Source organism: Paraburkholderia panacisoli (assembly GCF_008369935.1).
Classification (GTDB): Bacteria; Pseudomonadota; Gammaproteobacteria; order Burkholderiales; family Burkholderiaceae; genus Paraburkholderia; species Paraburkholderia panacisoli.
The window spans coordinates 1-21,185 of sequence record NZ_VTUZ01000022.1 but is presented as its reverse complement, the minus strand read 5'-3'; the positions used below and the strand labels follow the sequence as shown (position 1 = coordinate 21,185).

Annotated in this window: 16 protein-coding genes, 3 tRNA genes and 1 pseudogene; 12 read left to right on the top strand and 8 right to left on the bottom strand. The window is 61.9% G+C overall.

What is annotated here, in order from left to right; translation table 11 throughout:
• Nucleotides 1–18 precede the first annotated feature (18 nt).
• From FVF58_RS28400 to ompR, 4 genes and pseudogenes are all read right to left on the bottom strand, one after another.
• Nucleotides 19–542, bottom strand: a pseudogene (locus FVF58_RS28400) (carboxymuconolactone decarboxylase family protein).
• A gap of 74 nt (nt 543–616) precedes the next feature.
• Nucleotides 617–1,165, bottom strand: a complete 549-nt coding sequence (locus tag FVF58_RS28395; RefSeq protein ID WP_149673108.1) for a peroxiredoxin — start codon at nt 1,163–1,165, stop codon at nt 617–619.
• A gap of 192 nt (nt 1,166–1,357) precedes the next feature.
• The gene (locus FVF58_RS28390; RefSeq protein WP_149673107.1) at nt 1,358–2,707 is read right to left on the bottom strand and encodes an ATP-binding protein; all 1,350 of its coding nucleotides are present in this window, start codon (nt 2,705–2,707) and stop codon (nt 1,358–1,360) included.
• A 197-nt stretch (nt 2,708–2,904) separates the two neighbouring features.
• Entirely contained in the window at nt 2,905–3,639 is a 735-nt protein-coding gene (gene ompR / locus FVF58_RS28385; RefSeq protein ID WP_006048917.1) for an osmolarity response regulator transcription factor OmpR, read from the bottom strand.
• Nucleotides 3,640–3,868: 229 nt separating this feature from the next.
• On the opposite strand from ompR, the gene FVF58_RS53090 reads away from it, so the two are divergent.
• Together FVF58_RS53090 and FVF58_RS28375 are read left to right on the top strand one after the other, a co-directional pair.
• Complete coding sequence (locus FVF58_RS53090) at nt 3,869–4,195, top strand: hypothetical protein (protein WP_149673106.1); 327 nt, start codon at nt 3,869–3,871, stop codon at nt 4,193–4,195.
• A 440-nt stretch (nt 4,196–4,635) separates the two neighbouring features.
• Nucleotides 4,636–5,853 (top strand): DUF1501 domain-containing protein, encoded by a 1,218-nt coding sequence (locus FVF58_RS28375; protein WP_149673105.1) that lies wholly within the window; start codon nt 4,636–4,638, stop codon nt 5,851–5,853.
• Nucleotides 5,854–5,979: 126 nt separating this feature from the next.
• Here the strand turns inward: FVF58_RS28375 and FVF58_RS28370 are convergent, their stop codons facing one another.
• On the bottom strand, nt 5,980–6,804 hold the full coding sequence (locus FVF58_RS28370; protein WP_149673104.1) for a squalene/phytoene synthase family protein: 825 nt from the start codon (nt 6,802–6,804) through the stop codon (nt 5,980–5,982).
• A gap of 220 nt (nt 6,805–7,024) precedes the next feature.
• Here FVF58_RS28370 and FVF58_RS28365 point away from each other — a divergent pair.
• Nucleotides 7,025–7,111: transfer RNA gene (locus FVF58_RS28365), tRNA-Leu, on the top strand.
• A 92-nt stretch (nt 7,112–7,203) separates the two neighbouring features.
• Here FVF58_RS28365 and FVF58_RS28360 read toward each other — a convergent pair.
• Nucleotides 7,204–7,491: a hypothetical protein gene (locus FVF58_RS28360; protein ID WP_149673103.1), complete on the bottom strand. Its 288-nt coding sequence runs from the start codon at nt 7,489–7,491 to the stop codon at nt 7,204–7,206.
• Between the two features lie 389 nt (nt 7,492–7,880).
• On the opposite strand from FVF58_RS28360, the gene FVF58_RS28355 reads away from it, so the two are divergent.
• The gene (locus tag FVF58_RS28355; protein ID WP_149673102.1) at nt 7,881–9,362 is read left to right on the top strand and encodes a DUF3999 domain-containing protein; all 1,482 of its coding nucleotides are present in this window, start codon (nt 7,881–7,883) and stop codon (nt 9,360–9,362) included.
• Nucleotides 9,363–9,584: 222 nt separating this feature from the next.
• On the opposite strand, the gene FVF58_RS28350 is transcribed toward FVF58_RS28355, so the two are convergent.
• Both FVF58_RS28350 and FVF58_RS28345 read right to left on the bottom strand, forming a co-directional pair.
• Nucleotides 9,585–10,037, bottom strand: a complete 453-nt coding sequence (locus FVF58_RS28350) for a MarR family winged helix-turn-helix transcriptional regulator (RefSeq protein ID WP_149673101.1) — start codon at nt 10,035–10,037, stop codon at nt 9,585–9,587.
• A gap of 63 nt (nt 10,038–10,100) precedes the next feature.
• Nucleotides 10,101–11,246: a glycerate kinase gene (locus tag FVF58_RS28345; protein ID WP_149673100.1), complete on the bottom strand. Its 1,146-nt coding sequence runs from the start codon at nt 11,244–11,246 to the stop codon at nt 10,101–10,103.
• A 518-nt stretch (nt 11,247–11,764) separates the two neighbouring features.
• Between FVF58_RS28345 and tig the strand changes: the two genes are divergently transcribed.
• From tig to FVF58_RS28305, 8 genes are all read left to right on the top strand, one after another.
• Nucleotides 11,765–13,111: a trigger factor gene (tig, locus tag FVF58_RS28340; RefSeq protein WP_149673099.1), complete on the top strand. Its 1,347-nt coding sequence runs from the start codon at nt 11,765–11,767 to the stop codon at nt 13,109–13,111.
• Between the two features lie 203 nt (nt 13,112–13,314).
• Entirely contained in the window at nt 13,315–13,968 is a 654-nt protein-coding gene (gene clpP / locus FVF58_RS28335; RefSeq protein ID WP_007182010.1) for an ATP-dependent Clp endopeptidase proteolytic subunit ClpP, read from the top strand.
• Between the two features lie 183 nt (nt 13,969–14,151).
• On the top strand, nt 14,152–15,423 hold the full coding sequence (clpX, locus tag FVF58_RS28330; protein WP_006048928.1) for an ATP-dependent Clp protease ATP-binding subunit ClpX: 1,272 nt from the start codon (nt 14,152–14,154) through the stop codon (nt 15,421–15,423).
• A 200-nt stretch (nt 15,424–15,623) separates the two neighbouring features.
• The gene (lon, locus tag FVF58_RS28325; protein WP_149673098.1) at nt 15,624–18,044 is read left to right on the top strand and encodes an endopeptidase La; all 2,421 of its coding nucleotides are present in this window, start codon (nt 15,624–15,626) and stop codon (nt 18,042–18,044) included.
• A gap of 349 nt (nt 18,045–18,393) precedes the next feature.
• On the top strand, nt 18,394–18,666 hold the full coding sequence (locus FVF58_RS28320) for an HU family DNA-binding protein (RefSeq protein WP_007585907.1): 273 nt from the start codon (nt 18,394–18,396) through the stop codon (nt 18,664–18,666).
• Nucleotides 18,667–18,758: 92 nt separating this feature from the next.
• Nucleotides 18,759–18,834: transfer RNA gene (locus FVF58_RS28315), tRNA-Val, on the top strand.
• 44 nt (nt 18,835–18,878) lie between these two features.
• Nucleotides 18,879–18,955, top strand: a tRNA-Asp gene (locus FVF58_RS28310).
• Nucleotides 18,956–19,041: 86 nt separating this feature from the next.
• Nucleotides 19,042–20,979 (top strand): SurA N-terminal domain-containing protein, encoded by a 1,938-nt coding sequence (locus FVF58_RS28305; RefSeq protein WP_149673097.1) that lies wholly within the window; start codon nt 19,042–19,044, stop codon nt 20,977–20,979.
• Nucleotides 20,980–21,185 lie beyond the last annotated feature (206 nt).

Here is a 21,185-nt window from a genome sequence, read left to right as displayed (position 1 = left end):
CCGCGCGCGGCAAAACCGCTATTGATCCTCGGCGGCGATACACTGCGCGGCCGCGTTGATCACGGCCGCGATGCGGCCCACGTCGCGCAATTGCGTGGAACTCATGCCTTCGGCGACCAGCGTATCGAAGTGCGACTTCACACAGAAATGGCATTTGCCGATGATCGAAGCCAGCAGCGCATACATCTCGAAGCGCCGCTTGTCCACGCCGCCATCCGACGCTAAGCGTTCATCCGTAACTGCGCCGGTTGCGATTTGAGGTCCGCGCTGTCCGTCATCTCGACGTACGGATACCAGACGTTGTTCATCCCCATCCGCGCGGCGGCGGTCAGCGCGCCATTCGTCTCTTCCGCAGACAACACGCTGGCATTGCGAATCGCGTCGACGATCACCGTGCTTTTCGCGGCGAACGCCGCTGCGAGCGCGACGCCAACCGCTTCGTTTCCTTCGAGGGATGAGTGTGCAATGGTCCCATCGAGATTCAGCCGGATGTCCTTCGCATAGTCGGGCACGCGCGCCTTGATCGAAGACAAGAATTTCATTGGCATCTTCTATCGGGTTGTCGATAAAAAAGCCCGCGGCTTTTTCAAGCGAGGCGGGCTTCTGACGGCACGGCTTACAGCGTTGCGCCGCCGACGGCGCGGTTGGAAGGACACAGTTCGTCCGTTTGCAAGCCGTCCAGAATGCGCAGCACCTCTTCCGGATTGCGGCCCACGTTCAGGTTGTTCACCGACACGTGCTGGATCGTATTGTCCGGATCGACGATGAAGGTGGCGCGCAGCGCGACGCCCGCTTCCTTGTCGCGCACGCCGAGCTGGTCGATCAGCTCGCCCTTGACGTCACCGAACGAATAGTGGTTCAGCTTGCTCAGGTCCTTGTGCTCGCGGCGCCATGCCAGCTTCACGAATTCGTTGTCGACACTGCCGCCCAAGAGCACCGCGTCGCGTTCTTCGAAGTCCTTCACAAGCTTGCCGAACTCGACGATTTCGGTCGGGCACACCAGCGAGAAGTCCTTCGGGTAGAAGTAAATGATCTTCCACTTGCCCGGAAACGACTGCTCCGTGATCTCTTCGAACGCCGATGTGCCGTTTTCTTCGTGGTTGTTGAAGCCCGGCTTCGCAGCAGTGACGGTGAACGCGTCGACTTTATCGCCAACGGTTTTCATGCAAGTTCTCCTTCGTGTGCTGGAAAAACAGCATGTTGAGGCCACCAGCCAGTGGTAACGAACGCGTTACCGCTCCACTATAGTTCTATGAATTTGTCTTATCAATAGTTTTTTTCTAACGAGGTGGAGAGTTTATTATTCAACAAGGCGCGGGGGCGCAATGGTTGCAAGGGTCACAAACGGCTGTCGTGGTCAGGCGCCCCTTGCCAGCGGAAACTCGATCGTGACTTCGAGTCCCGGCCCTGGCGTGCGATTACGCAAGCGCAGCGCCCCGCGGTAGCGGCCGACCAGCCGCTGAACAATCGCCATGCCCAGGCCCGTGCCGTTGGCCTGCGTGCGCGCCGAATTCACGCGATAGAAAGGGCGCGTGACGAGCGCCAACTGATCCTCCGGAATGCCCGGGCCCTCATCGACCACCGACAGTTCGACGCGGGAGTGCGACACGCGGGTCTCCAGAATCACGTGCGGGATGCCGTCGCCGTCGCTCAGGCCGTATTTGCGCGCGTTCTCCAGCAGATTGCCGACCACGCGCCGCATATCGGTCTCGTCGGCCTCGATCACCGCCGACGGCGCCAGCCGCGTGATCAGGCGCATGCTGTCCTCGCTTTGCATGCGCGCGGCCAGTTCGCCGGCGATCACGGACAGGTCGACAGGCTCCGGCACCCGCTGCACCGGGCGTGCGTAATCGAGGAACCGGCCGATGATCATGTCCATCTGCTCGATGTCGTCGACCATCGCGTCTTTCGTGCTTTGGTCCGACGGACTCATTTCGGTTTCGAGCCGCAGCCGCGCTAGTGGCGTTCGCAGATCGTGTGAGATACCCGCGAGCATTAGTGCGCGATCGGCTTCGAGCTGCTCGAGATCCTGCACCATCTGGTTGAAACTGCGGTTGGTTTCGGCGGCCACGCCCATGCCGCGCTCGGGCAGCGGCTCGGGCGACTGGCCCGAGCCGACTTTGCGCGCGGCCATCGCGAGACGCGCGAACGGCCGGTTCACCAGACTCGTGATGAACGCCGCGCCGAACAGCGAGAGCGCCAGTGCGAACACGCCCCAGCCGGCCCATTGCAAGCCGGTCGCGTTATCGAGCTGATCGCGGTCGAGCGCGACCCAGTAGTCGTCGTCGTCGATCTTGAAACTGATCCACACACCGTTGATGTCGTTCACGCTTTGCGCGATGACGGTGTCGTCGCCGAGGCGGCCGCGAATGTCGTGCTCGATCAGACGGTTCAGCGACTCGTCGGGCTGGAGCTTGTACTTGTCGGTTGCTTCGCGCGGGTACACCCGCACCCCTTCATTGCTTTCCAGATCCTGCAGCAGCGCACGCCGCAGGTCGGGATCGGAATAGAGGAGGGCGGTGCGTGTGAGCTTGACGATCGCGACGAGTTGCAACGCCACGCGCTGCGCGCGCGGCTCGCGTTCGATCACCCGGAAGCTCTGGAACCACGCGGCGAGACTGACTGCGATCAGCAGTGCGATCAACAGAAAGGTCCGCCAGAAAAGGCCGCCGAACGCGAGCGTCAGGAGGCGCCGGTCGATCCGCATGGGCCCTTCTTATCTGAAATCAAAGACAGCAACTGTTTTGAATGGGACCAGAGTAAGTGCTAAAGCGCCAACTCTGGTCGATGCGGGGCATGGGACCAGAGTAAGCGCTAAAGCGCCAACTCTGGTCGATGCAGGGCATGGGACCAGAGTAAGCGCTAAAGCGCCAACTTTGGTCGACATCGGAGATGGAAACAAACTCAGGCTGCACCGTCGGGGATGAAGACGTAGCCCAGACCCCACACGGTCTGAATGAAACGCGGGCTGCCCGGATCGGGTTCGATCAGCTTGCGCAGGCGCGAAATCTGCACGTCGAGACTGCGGTCGAACACTTCATATTCCCGGCCACGCGCGAGTTCCATCAGCTTTTCGCGCGACAGCGGCTGGCGCGGATGACGCGCGAACACCTTGAGCACCGAGAACTCGCCCGTGGTCAGCGGGATTTCCTGGCCGGCCTTGGTCAGCGTGCGGGTGGCGAGGTTCAGCGCGAATTCGCCGAATTCGAACACTTCGGTGGTTTCGGACGGCGCGCCCGGTAACTCCGACGGCGACTGACGGCGCAGCACCGCGTGGATGCGCGCGACCAGCTCGCGCGGATTGAACGGCTTGGGTAGATAGTCGTCGGCGCCCATTTCGAGGCCGACGATACGATCGACGTCTTCACCCTTGGCCGTCAGCATGATGATCGGCGTGCGGTCGTTGCTGCCGCGCAAGCGGCGGCAGATCGACAGGCCGTCCTCGCCGGGCAGCATCAGATCGAGCACCAGCAGATCGAAGCGCTCGCGCACCCAGAGCTTGTTCATGGACGGCGCGTTCTCGGCGACATAGACATTGAAGCCCTGTTCACCGAGGTAGCGGCGCAGCAGATCGCGCAGGCGTGGATCGTCGTCGACGACGAGGATTTTCGAAGGGTTTTTGGTTTCCATGGTCGGCATCTTAGCGCGATTAGAAAGTGGTGCGCGGGTGCATCGTTTACCGGGTTACAGTCAGTTACAAAATTTACCCGCACTGTGGCACGACGTAAAGCATGGGCAGTTAGACTCCTTTACTGCAGGCGGCTGTTCGGTGGATACTTCACTCGACAATAACTCTCGCACCCGGCTCGTTACCGGGGTTTGTATACGCATTTGAGGTAGCCGGTTGCCGCGCCACGAAGGGAACAACATGAAGGGAGGGGTTTGGCCGAATGTGCGCCTGAGCGTCATTGCACTGGCAGTAGCCGGTGCGCTCGCAGGCTCGCTGGGACCAACGCTCGCCCATGCCCAGCCTTCTGCCGACAGAGCTGCGAGTGAGCACGCGCCCAAGCCCGGCAACTCCCGGGCTAACCACCGCAACCCGACTCCCGACCACCCCGCATCAGACGTGATGTTGCGCACGGCAGTTCCCCCCGATCTTGATCAACGTCGTCGCGATGGCCATATGACACCCGACGAACGGCGTCTGTTGCGACAGCACATTGAAGATGCTGTCCGCGAACTCTACAAGCGGTAGCTTTTTTCGTGCCTGCTCGAGGCGCGTGTGTCGCGCGGACATCTTGCGTGAAATATTCCGGTGCACTTCCATGGTCAGTTTCTTCCGTGCGGACGGCCGCTGAGCGGTTTGTGCGACCCGTATACCCGTTTGGAGGCTTCTCTGTGACGGTCCGTCAATTCTGGCGACTGGGCGTGGGGCGAGAGAGGTGCGGTCATCGCGGCCGATAGCTTGTAATCTCGGCGTACTGCGTGCGTGCTCAGCGTTACGAAACATTACATGCAAGGTGAGTGCGCAAGTGGCTGAGCGTGCATCAAAAGTTGGTCGTGTGCCGTTGCAAGTGTGAAATAGCGGGCGTCGACCAGGTAGCGTACGCTTCAATGTCACAACCGGGCACACTCATTCCAGAACTGCGTCGACGGCGGCCCGGCTCACGCCATCGCAATCGAACGAGGAGCAGGATGAAACGACGCAGCTTTCTTTCGATGAGCGCAGCCGCCGGCGCAACACTTTCGCTGCGGAGCGCGTTCGGTGCGCTGGCGCCCACGGCGCGCGCATGGTCGAGCTGCGGCTCCGACAACCTGCTGATTCTCGTCGAACTGAAAGGCGGCAACGACGGTTTGAATACCGTGATTCCGTTTGCCGATCCTGGCTATTACAAGCTGCGCAAGAACATCGGTATCAAACGCGAGCACGCGATTGCACTCGATGAGCGCACCGCGCTGCATCCTTCGCTGCTGCCGTTGATGCCGCTTTGGCGCAACCGGCAACTCGCGATCGTGCAAGGCGTCGGCTACGCGCAACCGAATCTCTCGCACTTCCGCTCGACCGAGATCTGGGATACCGCGTCGCGCTCCGATCAGTATCTGCGCGATGGATGGCTGACGCGTGCGTTTGCGCAGATGCGGGCGCCCGCCGGTTTCGCCGCTGACGGGGTACTGATAGGCAATGCCGAGATGGGGCCGTTCGCGAACGGCGCACGGTCGATTGCGCTGAGCGCTTCGACACAACACGGCAACGCATCGCGCCTCGTAAGTCCCGCGCTGCTGCACGAGCGCGATGTCGCGGCGTCGCGGATTCTCGACGTCGGTAAAGAGATCGGGAACGCCGACGGTGGTCTGGGCGCCGCGCGGCACCACGTGCAGTTGAACACCGTGTTCCCCGGCGGTGTTTTCGGCAACTCGGTCAAGGCTGCAATGCAGATGCTCGCCGTGTGCGGCGCGCCGCAAGAACAACGGCGAAGCGGGCGGGACGTCGCCGCGATCCGTCTGACGCTGAGCGGTTTCGATACACATCACAACCAGCCGGTGCAGCAGGCCGCGTTGCTAGGACAACTCGCTGAAGGATTGGCGTCGATGAAAGCGGCGCTCGTCGAACTTGGCCGCTGGGACCGCACGCTGGTGATGACTTATGGCGAGTTCGGGCGTCGTGCGCAAGAGAACCACAGCAACGGCACCGACCATGGCACCGTGGCGCCGCATTTTCTCATGGGCGCACGCGTGCGCGGCGGTTTGTACGGGCTGCCGCCGACGCTTGCTCGGCTCGACGGCAATGGCGAATTGCCGCTCGGCATCGATTTTCGACAGCTGTATGCGACCGTGCTTGGGTCCTGGTGGGGGCTCGACGCATCGGCGATTCTGCAGCAACGGTTCGAGCCGCTGCCACTACTACGCGTTTGATGCTGCCCAAAGCGCGCCTGTTTTAAGCGGCGCTACTGCAAGACCTGGCCGCAACACGTGAGGCGATTGCCAGCTTCAAGTCGGCGTCAACGCGAAGCGGCGCATCGAGCCGCCTCGGATATCCATCTACTTCGCGCGCCAAGCGATCCAGAATTTGCGGATCGGCGTCAACGCGATGCGTTGATGCAGAACGTGATAACCGTCGCGTTCGATTTCATCGAGCAGCGCCAACGCCAGCGCCGCCAGCGCAAGCAAGGTGCGCTGCGCGCGGCGCTCGGCGGCGGGCACAGCGGCGAGCGCGGTCTGCAACGCATCGCGGGCACGCCGGGTTTCGAAGCGCATCAACTCGGTGAAGGCATCGCTATATTTTCGATTGATCAGATCGGCAGCGGTGACGTTGAAGCGCTGCATCTCGTCGATAGGAATGTAGATGCGGCCGTGACGCGCATCGTTGCCTGTCTCGACGACGAACTGTGCAAGCAGCAGCGCCTCGCCCAGCGGCGCCGACCAGTCCTGCGCCCGCGCCGCGTCTTTCGCCGTGGCGCGCGCGGCCAGCGACGCGAAGGTGCCGCCCACGCTTTGCAGATAGCGCCGCAGATTCGGATAGTCGAGGTAACGCGCCTGGTCGAGGTCGATTTCGAAGCCGGCGAGCAATGCCTGCAGCGCCGGATATTCCGCCTTCACATCGGACAGATGAGCCGCGAGCGCATTGGAAACCGGATGCGAGGGCGAGCCCGACGCGAGCGCAGCGATTTCGTTTTGCCACCACGCGAGTTTCGTGCGGCCGATCGTCGGATCGCTGATCTCCTTGACGGTCTCCTCGAATTCGCGGCGCAACGCGAACAGCGCCGTCAGCAGCGGTTGACTTGCTGTGGGCGCCTGCCGAAGCGCATAGTAAATGCTCGATCCTGGCGGCGCCGCTTTCTGCTGGCAATATTCGTCGAAATTCACTGGATTGGAAATGTGGGGAAGGGCAGGCGAAGAAGGGGCACGGCATGCCTGCGTCAAGCCAAAAATTGTAGCATCGGCGTTGCTTCTACAGATGAGGCGAAGGTGCAGACAAGCGCGAATCAATCGGTTAGAATCTCGCGCTTACGCTTTCGGGCGCCTGTTTCTGGCGCGCTCGCGAGTAGGCAGGACATCGGGCAGACGCACAGCGGCTTGCCCGGCTGCGAGGGTGGCGAAATTGGTAGACGCACCAGGTTTAGGTCCTGACGCCCGCAAGGGTGTAGGGGTTCGAGTCCCCTCCCTCGCACCATTTTTATCTGTAGCGAAGAACCCCGTTAAGTCATTGGACTGACGGGGTTTTTCGTTTCTGGCGCAGGTCGGGCAGGACCTGCCCAACATCGCTCAGACGCCGGGCGTGTCGGATTGCCCCCGTGCGCCTGGCAGTTCTGCCTGCGCCGCGCCTTCGAGGAAGCGGCGGGTCGATTCGAATGCTTGCAGCATCGGATCCGGCCACGGCGTTTGCAACATGACCGCCTGATGGTTGTCGAATGCCGACGCCAACAGTTTTGCCAGCTCGGGCGAGCGAAGATGACGCAGCAGCACGCTGACCGCGATCGCCGTCGCCTGGCTCGCGCCGGCGGTCTGGAGTTCCGAAGCGGTAAGTGCCGCGACCTGCTTGTTGATGTCCACTGAAACTTCCTTGGATGAAAAGTGGGGGTGTGAAGGCGCAGTGGCCAATCGCGAATTTTGACATGGTTGACGGCTTGTCGCGAATTCGGGCGGGGTGCGGCGGCTCTGCGGCGGCGCGATGGCGTGCGAATGCGCGCATGTGCGTACGCCAATTTAGGTAATCTGGACGCCCAGCGCGCACGCGGCGATGATTGGGGCGACGCGGCTGTTTTTGCATCATCGGCGGCTTGCTGCTGACGGCAAACCGCCGACGGGTTGTTGCTGTTCGACCCGTCACCCGCCACTAGCATCGAGCGGCTCGCGTCTTTTGTCGGTATCGGTTCGAGGTGGCCGCTGGCCGGCCACTTCTCGCCGTTGCCATCCAAGTTTGTGCTCCCGGAAACTGAGCGATGAAGCGTCTCTTGAGACTGACCGGCGGGTGCCTGGCGCTCGCCGCCCTATGGACGTCGGCGCCCGCGGCGGCCGCCGATGCTTTCGCGCAGCGTTTCGCGCTCGAGCTCGAAGACGGCGCCGCGTTTTACAGCGTGACGCTGTCAGCTTCTGTGTATGAGGCCAGCCGCCGCAGCGATCTCGGCGATCTGCGCGTCTTCAACGGCGCCGGCGAAGCCGTACCGTATTCGCTCGACGCGCCGCGCGAGCCCGCGCGCACTCCGCCTGTTCTGCGCCAGGTGCGCTGGTTTCCATTGCCACCTGCCGCTGCGAACGGCAATGGCCCGCCTCCAGGGGTCGCAATTTCGACCGACGGCTCGTTGCGCGCGACCTCGGCGCCGCCGCCGCGCGCCCAACACGATGTGGACCTGATCGATGCCGGCCGTGCGGCGCAGGCCGGCCGTGTCGGCGCGTTGGTCGTGCATCTGCGTGACGACAATTACCAGGGCCGCGTGCGCGTCGAGGCCAGCGACGATTTGCATCACTGGCGGCCAGCCGGCGATGCGCAACTGCTCAAGGTCAACTACAACGGCAGCACCCTGAGCCAGAACCGGATCGAACTGGACGCCGTTCACGTGCGTTACCTGCGTCTGCACTGGCTCGACGGTGCGCCGTATGTCGATTCGATTGATGCCGAGGTGCTTGCAGCTGGCGTCGACGCCGCGCGCCGGGCGGACACGCAGCGGGAATGGCGCAAAGGCCTCGTCGCTCAGGCCAGCGTGAAGCCCGGCGAATATTTCTTCTCGACGGGCCGGCCGTATCCGGTCGACCGGTTGGTCATCGGTTTGCCTCAGCCCAATACGGTGACCCAGGCGGTCGTCTACTCGCGGGCCGGGCTGAACGCGCCGTGGCGGGAGGTCGCCCACGCGACGCTGTTCCGCTTGCATAACGGCGATGTGGAGCAGAGTAACGCCGCACTCGAATTGAAGCCCGACACAGATCGTCAATGGCGCATCGTGGTCGACACGCGCAACGGTGGAGTCGGCGTCGGCGCATTGACGGTTGCGGCGGGCTGGCATCCGGCGACGCTGACTTTCGCCGCGCAAGGGAGCGCGCCGTTCACGCTGGCGGTGGGGAGCGCGACGACGACGTCGGCGGCGGTGAGTCGCGACGCGTTGTTGAAGGACGCGTCGTCGGTTGCCGCGACGGCGCGTCTGGGCGATGCGCTGCACGCTGCGCAGCAGGCGGGCGCAACACCTGTGGCCGGCGATCCGGCGGTGTCGCGCCGGTATCTGCTATGGGCGGCTTTGGCGCTGGCGGTTGGTTCGCTCGGGGTGTTCGCGTGGTGGCGCGCGCGCGTCTTGCAGACGCGGCCCGGTGAGGTGGCCGGTGGTGTGCCGGGCGGCGCCGGCACGGTGGGGACTACGGCCGACAATGCGGGAACGGCTGGTGCCGATGCAGATGGACCCAGTGAAAAGGGACCCCGCGACGAAAAGGGGTGATTCTGGTGGTCGGGCGGACGCGCCGCGAAGAGTCGCGGCGTCCGCTGAAGCGGGCGCTGCATACTTGCCAACCGTGAGCAGTGCGAGGAGTGCCTGAGCCGATCAGCCAAAAGGTTCAGGAATCAACCACCAAGCGCAACGACGTTGAAGCAGACGGCGCCAGCAGCGGCCCCGTACGTCCATCAACATGGCAGTGCACCTGCCACTCGCACGCGCCACGCATCATTGCGCGCGCGCTGTCATCGTTTCGATGATCTTGTCGAGCGCGGCGCCGAATGCGGCCTTTTCCTGCTCGTCGAGACAGTCGAACATATCGCCGTTCCACTTGCGCGCGATCGGCATCACCTTCCGGTATAGCGCACGGCCGTCCGGTGTCAGCGAAACCAGCACCACGCGGCCGTCTTCGGCGCTCGGCTGGCGCTGCACGAGTCCTTGCCGGATCATCGCTTCGGCCGCGCGGCTCGCCTGGCTTTTGTCGAGATTGGCGTGTCTCGCCAGATCCATGATCGAGAACGGTCCGAACGAGCCCACCGACGCAATCACCCGTGCCTCGGGCAGGGTCACGCCGAGCTTCGCCTGATAGCGCTCGCTGATGCCACGCTCCGCGAGTTTGTTCAGCACATGCAGCCGGTACGTGAGGAATTGTTCGAGCCCGGCTTTAGCGGAGTCCTTCATGGTCATCCCGTGGTGAGTGGATCGGTCGCGGCGCTGTGATTGTTGCCGCAACCGTTCCGCCGGTCAACGCGTGCCGTATTTGAGGCGCGTCAGCTGTTCGGCCTCGTTGGCGAGCAGGCGCGCCGCGTCGCTGATCGCGACTTCGAGCGTGATCGGGCCGGGCGCCGGCGAGAAGCAACCGCTGAAGTATTCGGCGAGGCGCGGCAGGGCCGCGGAATCGACCGCACCGGACAGCAGCGTGGCGGGCAAACCGGCCGCTTGCGCATGACGGCAGGCGATGAAGGGCGCCTTGCCGTGCAGCGTTTGCACGTCCGAGCGGCCTTCGCCGGTAATCAGCCAGTCCGCGCCTGCAAGTGCGGCATCGAGACCGATTTGCCGCGCGACCGTTTCCGCGCCCGGCTCGAACTGCGCGCCGAGCATATGCAGCGCGAAGCCGAGGCCGCCCGCTGCGCCTGCGCCTGGCAGCTCGCGCGCGGTGCGCCCGAGCGCGGCTTCGAGCAGGTCGGCGAAGCGGGCGAGGGCGGCGTCGATCGCCGCCACCTGATCCGGTTTGACGCCCTTTTGCGGACCGAACACCGCGGTCGCGCCGTGCTCGCCGGTCAGCGGGTTGTCCACGTCCGACATGCCCACGAACTGCGTGTCGGCGAGCCGGGCGTCAAGTTGCGAGGCGTCGACGCGCGCCACGCGCGCGAGCTGTTCCGGGGTGCCGTCGAGTTCGTTGTCTTGCGCGTCGAACAGTTTGAGGCCGAGGCCGGTCAGCAGGCCGGCGCCCCCGTCGTTCGTGCTGCTGCCGCCCAGTGCGACGAAAAAGCGCCGCACGCCGGCATCCAGCAGCGCGCGAACCGCCTCGCCCATCCCGCGCGTGCTGCGCGCCTGGACCGGCACGCCCATCCCCACCGGGTCCGTGATGCCGACGATCTCGGCCGTTTCGATGATCGCGCTGCCGTCCGCGAGCAGGCCGGTCAGCGCTTCGCGCAGCGGACCGGCCGCGCCGCGCACGCTCAGCGTGCGGCGTTCGCCGCCGCTCGTGAGCATTGCGTCGAGCGTGCCTTCGCCGCCGTCGGCCATTGGACAGATGCGCACGCTGGCGTCGGGGCGGGCGCGCTGGATGCCGGTCGCGATCGCCTGCGCGACCTGTTCGGCGCTAAGCGAGCCTTTGAAGGAATCGGGAGCAATGACGACGACAGGCGAGGACGACGAATTCGGCATGGTGTCTCTGGATGGTTGGAATCGTTGCGAGGATGGGGGAGCGGATGTGGGTGCAGCCCCGAGCGCGTTCGTTAGCTTATCAGCATGGGCGCGCTGACTGAATATGTCGAACGGCATAGCCGGAATGGTCCGCGGCGAGGCGTGCCCCGCCCGCTGCCCGCCTAGGTCGTGCGAGCGACGCAAGGCTGTTGACACGGCTGCGCGAGCCGGACGCGCACAAGCAGCGAAAGGCGCTGGCAATCCCGTAAGCGGACGCTGGAAATCGCGCGCGGCCCAGACGGAAACCGCGCCGAAACAGCCTGGAAAGCAGCCGGAATGCCGATAAAAACGCGCGCATTCATCGAATCCCGGCTGGGCGCGCAAATAGTTTGCTAAAATATTCGGCTCTTTGGACCCAACCGTGCTGCCGGCGGCCTGCAAGCCCGCGGCGCAGGCGCGCAATCGACGCGAAGCGACGTCGAAAAGCGGCACGGAGAAGATAACTGATTCGCTCGAATAATTTTAGGACGATTGAAGCCATGGCTAACGTTGTTGAAAACCTCGGCAAGCTCGAACGCCGCGTAACGATTTCCCTGCCGAAGGACGCCGTGCAGAAGGAAGTGGACTCGCGTATCCGTCAACTCGCGAAGAACGTGCGCATGCCGGGTTTCCGCCCGGGCAAGGTGCCGCTCAAGATGGTGACGCAACAGTATTCGGGCCAGGTGGAAGCCGAAGTGCTGAGCGACAAGGTCGGCAAGGAATTCTTCGACATCAGCCGCGCCGAAAACCTGCGCGTCGCCGGCCAGCCGAGCTTCGCGCCGAAGGCCGACGCGGTCGAAGGCGACTACGCGTTCGACGCGACCTTCGAGGTGTACCCGGAAGTGAAGCTGGGCGACGTCGCCACGGCTGAAATCGAGCGCACCACGACCACCATCAGCGAAGCGGAAATCGACCGCACGCTGGAAATCCTGCGCAAGCAGCGCGTGCACTTCCACGCTCGCGGCGAAGCCGGCGAGCACGGCGACGGCGGCGCGGACACGGCTGCGAAAGAGGGCGATCGCGTGACGGTCGACTTCGTCGGCAAGATCGACGGTGAAGTGTTCCAGGGCGGCAGCGCGGAAGACTTCGCGTTCGTGCTGGGCGAAGGCCGCATGCTGCCGGAATTCGAAAAGGCGGCGCAGGGCCTGAAGGTCGGCGACTCGAAGGAATTCGATCTGGCCTTCCCCGAGGACTACCACGGCAAGGACGTGGCAGGCAAGACCGCGCAATTCACGATCACGATGAAGAAGATCGAGTGGCCGCACCTGCCGGAAATCGACGCTGATTTCGCTAAGTCGCTCGGCATCGAAGACGGCGATCAGACCAAGATGCGCGCCGAGATCAAAGACAATCTCGAGCGCGAAGCGAAGCGCCGCACGCAAGCCATCGTCAAGAACCAGGTGATGGACGCGCTGCTGAAGATTTCAGACCTCGACGTGCCGAACGCGCTGATCGAACAGGATCAGGAGCGCCTCGTCGCAATGGCTCGTCAGGATCTGGAGCAACGTGGCGTGCCCAACGCCAAGGACGCACCGATCCCGGCCGCGATGTTCAAGGAACAAGCAGAGCGCCGCGTCAAGCTGGGCCTCGTGCTGGCCGAGCTGGTCAAGGCCAACGAACTGCAAGCGAAGCCGGAACAGATTCGCGCCGAAGTCGACGAATTCGCGAAAAGCTACGAAGACCCGAAGGAAGTCGTCCGCTGGTATTATTCGAACCAGCAACGTCTTGCTGAAATGGAAGCGTACGTCGTTGAAGCCAACGTCGTCGAATTCGTCCTCGGCAAGGCCAAGGTGACGGACAAGGAAGTGAGCTTCGAAGAACTGGCAAGCGCAACGGCGCAAGCGTAAGCGTCGCTGCAACGGCGTGCCGGCTGTCGGAGCGACGGCCAGCACGCCGTTTTTTTGTGCTGTTTTTGTGCTGTTAATGTGCACGACGTGTTGCGTTCTGTAGCACAACGCGTTCGTACTGATCGCGCACTTGAATACGGGCTCGCCGCACACACCTGTCTAGCATCCAATATCCAGAGTATTTCCAGACAAGGATCCATTGCATGACCTTTCGCGCCCAAATGCTGGACACGTTGACCTCCCAGTCGTCCAGGGATCTCGAAGCGCAGGCGCTCGGACTGGTGCCGATCGTCGTGGAAACGAGCGGCCGGGGCGAGCGCTCGTATGACATTTACTCCCGTCTGCTGAAGGAACGCATCGTGTTCCTCGTCGGTGAAGTGAACGACCAGACGGCCAATCTCGTCGTCGCGCAGATGCTGTTCCTCGAAAGCGAGAATCCGGACAAGGACATCAGCTTTTACATCAACAGCCCGGGCGGCTCGGTGTCGGCTGGTATGGCCATCTACGATACGATGCAGTTCATCAAGCCGGACGTCTCCACGCTGTGCATGGGTCTTGCGGCCAGCATGGGCGCGTTCCTGCTGGCGGCCGGTGCGAAGGGCAAGCGTTTCGCGTTGCCGAATTCGCGCGTGATGATTCATCAGCCGCTCGGCGGCGCGCGCGGTCAGGCGTCGGACATCGAAATCCAGGCGCGCGAAATCCTGTATTTGAAGGAACGGCTGAATCATCTGCTCGCGCACCATACGGGCCAGCCGGTCGAGCGCATTGCGCGCGACACCGACCGCGATAACTTCATGTCCGGCGACGACGCGCAAGCGTATGGGCTGGTTGACCAGGTCGCACACAAGCGTCCTTGATCTGGTGCGGCTTTGCCCCGAATTGGGGCGAAGCCGTCGGCGGATCCGTTGTGAAACAATCGAGAATCGTCCGAGCGCCTGCGGCAAGCGCCGTCACCTTGGCTCAAGTCCCGCCGCGCCCAAACTGCGAGGCGGGGGCAAACGGCGTATTATGTAACTGAGTGTCCGGAGGCTCACACATCTATGGCGGACAAGAAAGGTTCTAACAGCGAAAAGCTGTTGTATTGCTCGTTTTGCGGCAAGAGCCAGCATGAAGTCAAAAAACTGATTGCCGGCCCGTCGGTGTTCATCTGCGATGAATGTATCGACCTGTGCAACGAAATCATTCGTGACGAAGCTGCGGGCGCGGGTATCGAGGCGGGCTTGTCCAAGTCCGATCTGCCGAGCCCGCAGGAAATCCGTGAAATCCTCGACCAATACGTGATCGGTCAGGAACGTGCGAAGAAGATTCTCGCGGTCGCGGTGTACAACCACTACAAGCGCCTCAAGCATCTCGACAAGAAGGACGAGATCGAACTGTCCAAGAGCAACATCCTGCTGATCGGCCCGACCGGTTCCGGCAAGACGCTGCTCGCGCAGACGCTCGCGCGCCTTCTGAACGTCCCGTTCGTGATCGCCGATGCGACCACGCTGACGGAAGCCGGCTACGTCGGTGAAGACGTCGAGAACATCATCCAGAAGCTGCTGCAGAACTGCAATTACGAAGTCGACAAGGCCCAGCGCGGTATTGTCTACATCGACGAAATCGACAAGATCAGCCGCAAGTCGGACAACCCGTCGATCACCCGCGACGTGTCGGGCGAAGGTGTGCAGCAGGCTTTGCTAAAGCTGGTCGAAGGCACGATGGCATCGGTGCCGCCGCAAGGCGGCCGTAAGCATCCGAATCAAGACTTCATCCAGGTCGACACCACCAATATTCTGTTCATTTGTGGCGGCGCGTTCGACGGGCTCGAGAAGGTCATCGTCGATCGTACCGAGAAAACCGGTATTGGCTTCGGCGCGAGCGTGAAGAGCAAGCAGGACCGTGACGCCGGTGAAGTGCTGCGCGAAGTGGAACCGGAAGATCTGATCAAGTTCGGCCTGATTCCCGAACTGATCGGCCGTCTGCCGGTGGTCGCCACGCTCGGCAAGCTGGACGAAGCGGCTTTGATGAAGATCCTCGTCGAACCGAAGAATGCGTTGGTGAAGCAGTACCACAAGCTGTTCAACATGGAACGCGTCGAGCTTGAGATTCGCCCGGCGGCGTTGCAGGCCGTGGCGCGCAAAGCAATCCGTCGCAAGACGGGCGCGCGGGGTTTGCGCTCCATCCTGGAACAGGCATTGCTTGATGTGATGTACGACCTGCCGCAAATGAAAGGTGTCAGCAAGGTCATCATCGACGACAACGTGATCGACGGCGACGGCAAACCGCTACTGATCTACGAAGACGCGCCCAAGGTCGCGGGTTCGAACTGATCGGCTTTCGGGTTCTGCAAAAAAGCCGTTCATGGCGACGTGAACGGCTTTTTCGTTTATCGTGTGGTCAGCATGGTTGTTTTCACTATGGAGTCACTGAACCTTCGGAGTCACTGAACTTTTCCCACACGCGGAGGCTTGCAATATTTTCTGCTGGCCTCACCTATCGAACGAACTGATTCCACTCATGGGGAAATGAAATGTCAGGAACCCAACTCCTCCCGCCGGAACGCATTACGCTCCCGCTGCTCCCGCTGCGCGACGTAGTCGTCTTCCCGCACATGGTGATTCCGCTCTTCGTAGGCCGCCCGAAGTCGATCAAGGCTCTCGAAGCAGCGATGGAAGGCGGCAAGCACATCATGCTAGTCGCCCAGAAAACGGCTGCGAAAGATGAGCCGACCGAAAAGGACATGTACGAAGTAGGGTGCGTTGCCAACATCCTGCAAATGCTGAAGCTGCCCGACGGCACCGTGAAGGTGCTCGTCGAGGGTTTGCAGCGCGCGAAGACGCTTTCCATCGAAGAACAGGAAACGCAGTTCTCGTGCGAAGTCATGCCGCTCGAACCCGACCATGCCGACAGCGCTGAAACCGAAGCGCTGCGTCGCGCGATCGTGTCGCAGTTCGACCAGTATGTGAAGCTGAACAAGAAGATCCCGCCGGAGATCCTGACGTCGCTGTCGGGTATCGACGAAGCCGGGCGTCTGGCCGACACGATCGCGGCACATCTGCCGCTCAAGCTCGACCAGAAGCAGCACATCCTCGAGATGTTCCCGGTGATCGAGCGACTCGAGCATCTGCTCGCGCAACTCGAGGCCGAGATCGACATCCTGCAGGTCGAAAAGCGCATCCGTGGGCGTGTGAAGCGTCAGATGGAGAAGAGCCAGCGCGAGTACTACCTGAACGAGCAGGTCAAGGCGATCCAGAAGGAACTCGGCGAAGGCGAAGAAGGTGCGGACCTCGAAGAACTCGAGAAGCGCATCACGGCTGCCCGCATGCCGAAGGAAGCCAAGAAGAAGGCCGACGCCGAACTGAAGAAACTCAAGCTGATGTCGCCGATGTCGGCTGAAGCGACGGTCGTGCGCAACTATATCGACACGCTGATCGGCTTGCCGTGGCGCAAGAAGAGCAAGGTCAACAACGACCTCTCGAATGCAGAACGCGTGCTCGACGAAGACCACTTCGGTCTCGAGAAGGTGAAGGAACGCATTCTCGAGTATCTCGCGGTCCAGCAACGTGTCGACAAGGTCAAGGCGCCGATTCTGTGCCTCGTCGGGCCTCCGGGTGTCGGTAAGACGTCGCTGGGTCAGTCGATCGCTCGCGCGACGAACCGCAAGTTCGTGCGTATGGCGCTCGGCGGCGTGCGCGACGAAGCCGAGATTCGCGGTCACCGTCGTACGTACATCGGTTCGATGCCCGGCAAGATTCTGCAAAGCCTGACCAAGGTCGGCGTGCGCAATCCGCTCTTCCTGCTCGACGAAGTCGACAAGATGGGCCAGGATTTCCGCGGCGATCCGTCGTCGGCGTTGCTCGAAGTGCTCGATCCGGAACAGAACCATACGTTTGCCGATCACTATGTCGAAGTGGACTTCGATCTGTCGGACGTGATGTTCGTGGCGACGTCGAACTCGCTGAACATTCCGCCGCCGTTGCTCGATCGGATGGAAGTGATCCGCTTGTCGGGTTACACGGAAGACGAGAAGGTCAGCATCGCGCAGCGTTATCTGTTGCCGAAGCAGAAGAAGAACAATGGCCTCAAGGATGGCGAGGTCGATGTGACGGAAACTGCGATCCGCGACATCATTCGTTACTACACGCGCGAAGCGGGCGTCCGTTCGCTCGAGCGTGAAATTTCGAAGATCTGCCGCAAGGTCGTGAAGATGCTTCTGCTGAAGAAGGCGGAAGGCGCGGTGAAGGTCGACGGCACCAATCTCGACACCTTCCTCGGTGTGCGCAAGTACGACTTCGGTTTGGCTGCGAAGGAAAATCAGGTTGGCCAGGTTACGGGTCTCGCGTGGACAGAAGTGGGCGGCGATCTGTTGACCATCGAAGCCGCTGTGATGCCGGGCAAGGGCAACGTGATCCGCACGGGTTCGCTCGGCGACGTGATGAAGGAATCTGTCGAAGCAGCGCGCTCGGTCGTGCGCTCGCGTTCGCGGCGTCTTGGCGTCAAGGACGAAGCGTTCGAGAAGCAGGACATTCACATTCACGTGCCGGAAGGCGCTACGCCGAAGGACGGTCCTTCGGCCGGTATCGCGATGACGACCGCGCTGGTGTCGGTATTGACCGGTATTCCGGTGCGCGCCGACGTCGCGATGACGGGCGAAATCACGTTGCGTGGCGAAGTCCTGCCGATCGGCGGCCTGAAGGAAAAGCTGCTGGCGGCGCATCGCGGCGGCATCAAGCTGGTGCTGATTCCGGAAGAAAACGTCAAGGACTTGACGGAGATTCCGGACAACGTGAAGAACGCGATCGAAATCGTGCCGGTCCGCTGGATCGACAAGGTGCTCGAGCTGGCGCTCGAACGTGTGCCGCAAGCGTTGCCGGAAGAAGAGCCCAAGCCTGCTGCGCCTGTTGCGGCCGAGGCGGGCAAAGACGCCGCCACGGAGTTCGTGAAGCACTAAGCACACTGAAATAATCGGCAACGAAACTGTTTGCTGAACGAAAACCCGCGGTCCAGGCCGCGGGTTTTTTTTGTCCGCGCGATCCTGGTAGCGCGCTTCGTAGCTGGCGTTTTCCCATCTTTTGAGTAATGCGCGCTGTCTGTGCCGCCCGTTTCCATGCGTATCGCTTGCAAGCAACATCTGGTGATAAAAATCCTCTTAAAAAACGTGCCGGATCAGGCTCAACCCGGCTTGACACAAGGGTTTCGGCCAATTCTAATGAGGCGGCTCGGCGTTACCCGCCAGCCGCGTGATGCCAGGTGCTAAAGAGCACCATCGCGATTGCCATAAAACATTCTCGGGGGTTGGAATGAACAAGACGGAATTGATCGATCACATTGCACAGCAAGCCGACATTTCGAAGGCTGCGGCAGGCCGTGCACTCGATGCAGTGATCGGTGGCGTCAAAGGTACGTTGAAGAAAGGCGGTTCGGTCACGTTGGTCGGTTTTGGCACGTTCGCGGTCGGCAAGCGGACCGCGCGCACCGGGCGCAATCCGCGCACCGGCGCTGCGATCAAAATCAAGGCAGCAAAGGTTCCTAAATTTAGGCCTGGCAAAGCTCTGAAGGATGCGCTAAACTAATGGGCTTGCTGCTTGAGGAATGTCAGTCAGCGAACTCAAGTAGCAAATTCAAGCAGTAAGTCAGGCAGTAAGAAGCACACTGAATCGGAAACGGGTGCTTAGCTCAGTTGGTAGAGCGGCGCCCTTACAAGGCGTAGGTCGGGAGTTCGAGCCTCTCAGCACCCACCAGTTTCAGATTCAAGCCAGTGTTTCATGCAGTCAGCGCAGTATAAGGAGTGGTAGTTCAGTCGGTTAGAATACCGGCCTGTCACGCCGGGGGTCGCGGGTTCGAGTCCCGTCCACTCCGCCAGTATCCACGAAAGGCGAACTCCGGTTCGCCTTTTTTATTGCCCGCTGTTGTAAGATCGGGCGTTCTGTTTTTGGCACTCCTCACGCATGCTCGATTTTTTCCGCAATCACAAACGCCTGATGATGTTCATGCTCATCCTCGTCATTGTGCCGGGGTTGGGTTTTGTGGGTATTCAAGGTTTCCGCGGCTTCTTTGACGAAAGTGCAAACGTCGCGAGCGTCAACGGTCACAAGATCACGCGCGCCGAGTATGACGACGCAATGCGTCAGCAACTCGACCGCGCCCGTCAGATGCTTGGCGCGCAGTTCGACGCGAAGTCGTTCGATACGCCGGAGCGCCGCCGCGAAATGCTCGACGGTCTGATCGAACAGCGCGTGCTGGCCGATGAAACGCAGCGCCTGCATCTGACTGCATCCGACGACGCCGTGCGCCGTGTGCTGCTCAACGATCCGGTGATCTCGTCGCTGAAGAATCCCGACGGCTCGATCGACGTCGAACGCTACAAGCAACTGCTCGCGATGCAAGGCATGACGCCCGACCAGTACGACGAACGTGTGCGCTACAGCCTCGCGATGCAGCAGTTGCCCGCGAGCATTCAAGGTAGTGCGTTCACGTCGAAGGTGCTCGCGCAGCATCTGACGGAGCTGGCCGAGCAGCAGCGTGAAGTGCAGGGCATTGCGTTCCATCCGCGCGACTATGCGGCGAAGGTCCAGCCGACCGACGCGCAACTGCAAGCGTATTACGATGCGCATCGCAACGAGTTCGCGACGCCGGCCACGGCGACGATCCAGTACCTGGTGATGTCGCCGGCAACGCTCGCCGCATCGATCCAGCCGAGCGACGCGGATCTGAAAAAGTACTACGACGACAACATCGCGCACTACCGCACGGACGGTGAAGTGCGTGCGAGCCACATCCTGATCTCCGCGCCGAAAGATGCGAGCGCGGCTGACAAGGCCAAAGCGAAACAGAAGGCCGAAGAGTTGCTCGCTCAGATCAAGGCGCATCCGGATCAGTTTGCGCAAATCGCGCAGGCCAATTCGCAGGACCCGGGCTCGGCGTCGAAGGGTGGCGATCTCGGTTACTTCGGCCGCGGCATGATCGCGGGCGGCCAGGCGTTCGACGACGCTGTGTTCGCTCTGAAGAAGGACGAAGTCAGCGGCATCGTGCAGACCGACTTCGGCTTTCACATCGTCAAGGTGACGGACGTGAAGCCGGCAGTCACGAAGCCGTTCGACGAAGTGAAGGATCAAATCGCGAAAGACCTGAAGACGCAGCTGGCAAGCAAGGCATTCAGCGACAGTTCGGAAGGCTTCACGTCGCTCGTGTATGAGAAGGCGAAGAGCCTGCAGCCGGCCGCCGACAAGTACAAGCTGCAATTGCAGACCGCTACGGTGACGCCGCAACCGGATCCGAAGCTGCCGCCTGACAGTTCGTTGAACAACGCGAAGTTCCTCGCGGCAGTGTTCGCGAACGACGCGGCCGTGCAACGCAACAACACGCAGGCCATCGACGTTGGCGGCAACACGTTGGTCGCGGCGCACGTCACCGACTACAAGGCCGCAGCCGTGCCGGCGTTCGACGCTGTGAAGGACGCGGTGCGTCAGAAGGTCATTGCGGCGCAGTCGAACGAAGCGGCGCACAAAGACGGTGTGGCGAAGCTGGCCGAGCTTGAAAAGTCGAAGGCCACGACCGGTTTCTCGTCGCCGTTGAAGGTGTCGCGCAACGACGCGCAAGGCGTGCCGCCGGTTGCATTGAGCGCAATCTACAAAGCAGATGCGCAAAAACTGCCGGCCTACGTAGGTGTTGACCTCGGCGACGACGGCTATGCGATCTATCGTGTGAACTCGGTGGTGGCGGCTGCGCCCACCAATCCGCAGCGTCTCGCCGCTGCTCAGCAGCAGATCGCGCAGGTCAATGCGCAATCTGAAGCCGAGGCTTATGTCGAAGCGGTGCGTGCGCGCTCGAAGGTGAAGTTCTACGGTTCGCTCGACAGCAGCAACGCGCAAGCGAACGACCAATAAGCGTCAGCAGAACGAAGCTTGCGCGCAGAGCAACAGGGCTAAACCCAACACGCGCAGACACAAAAAAGCCCCGCCATTGCGGGTAATGCCGTTCAGTTAAGGTTCTTCTTCAAGAATCGAACGGTGTAACGGTGAGGGCGAGATTTGACGACCCGGTCGCATGTGCGGCCGGGTCGTTTTTCATTGGGCAGCGACTTGAGGCGCTC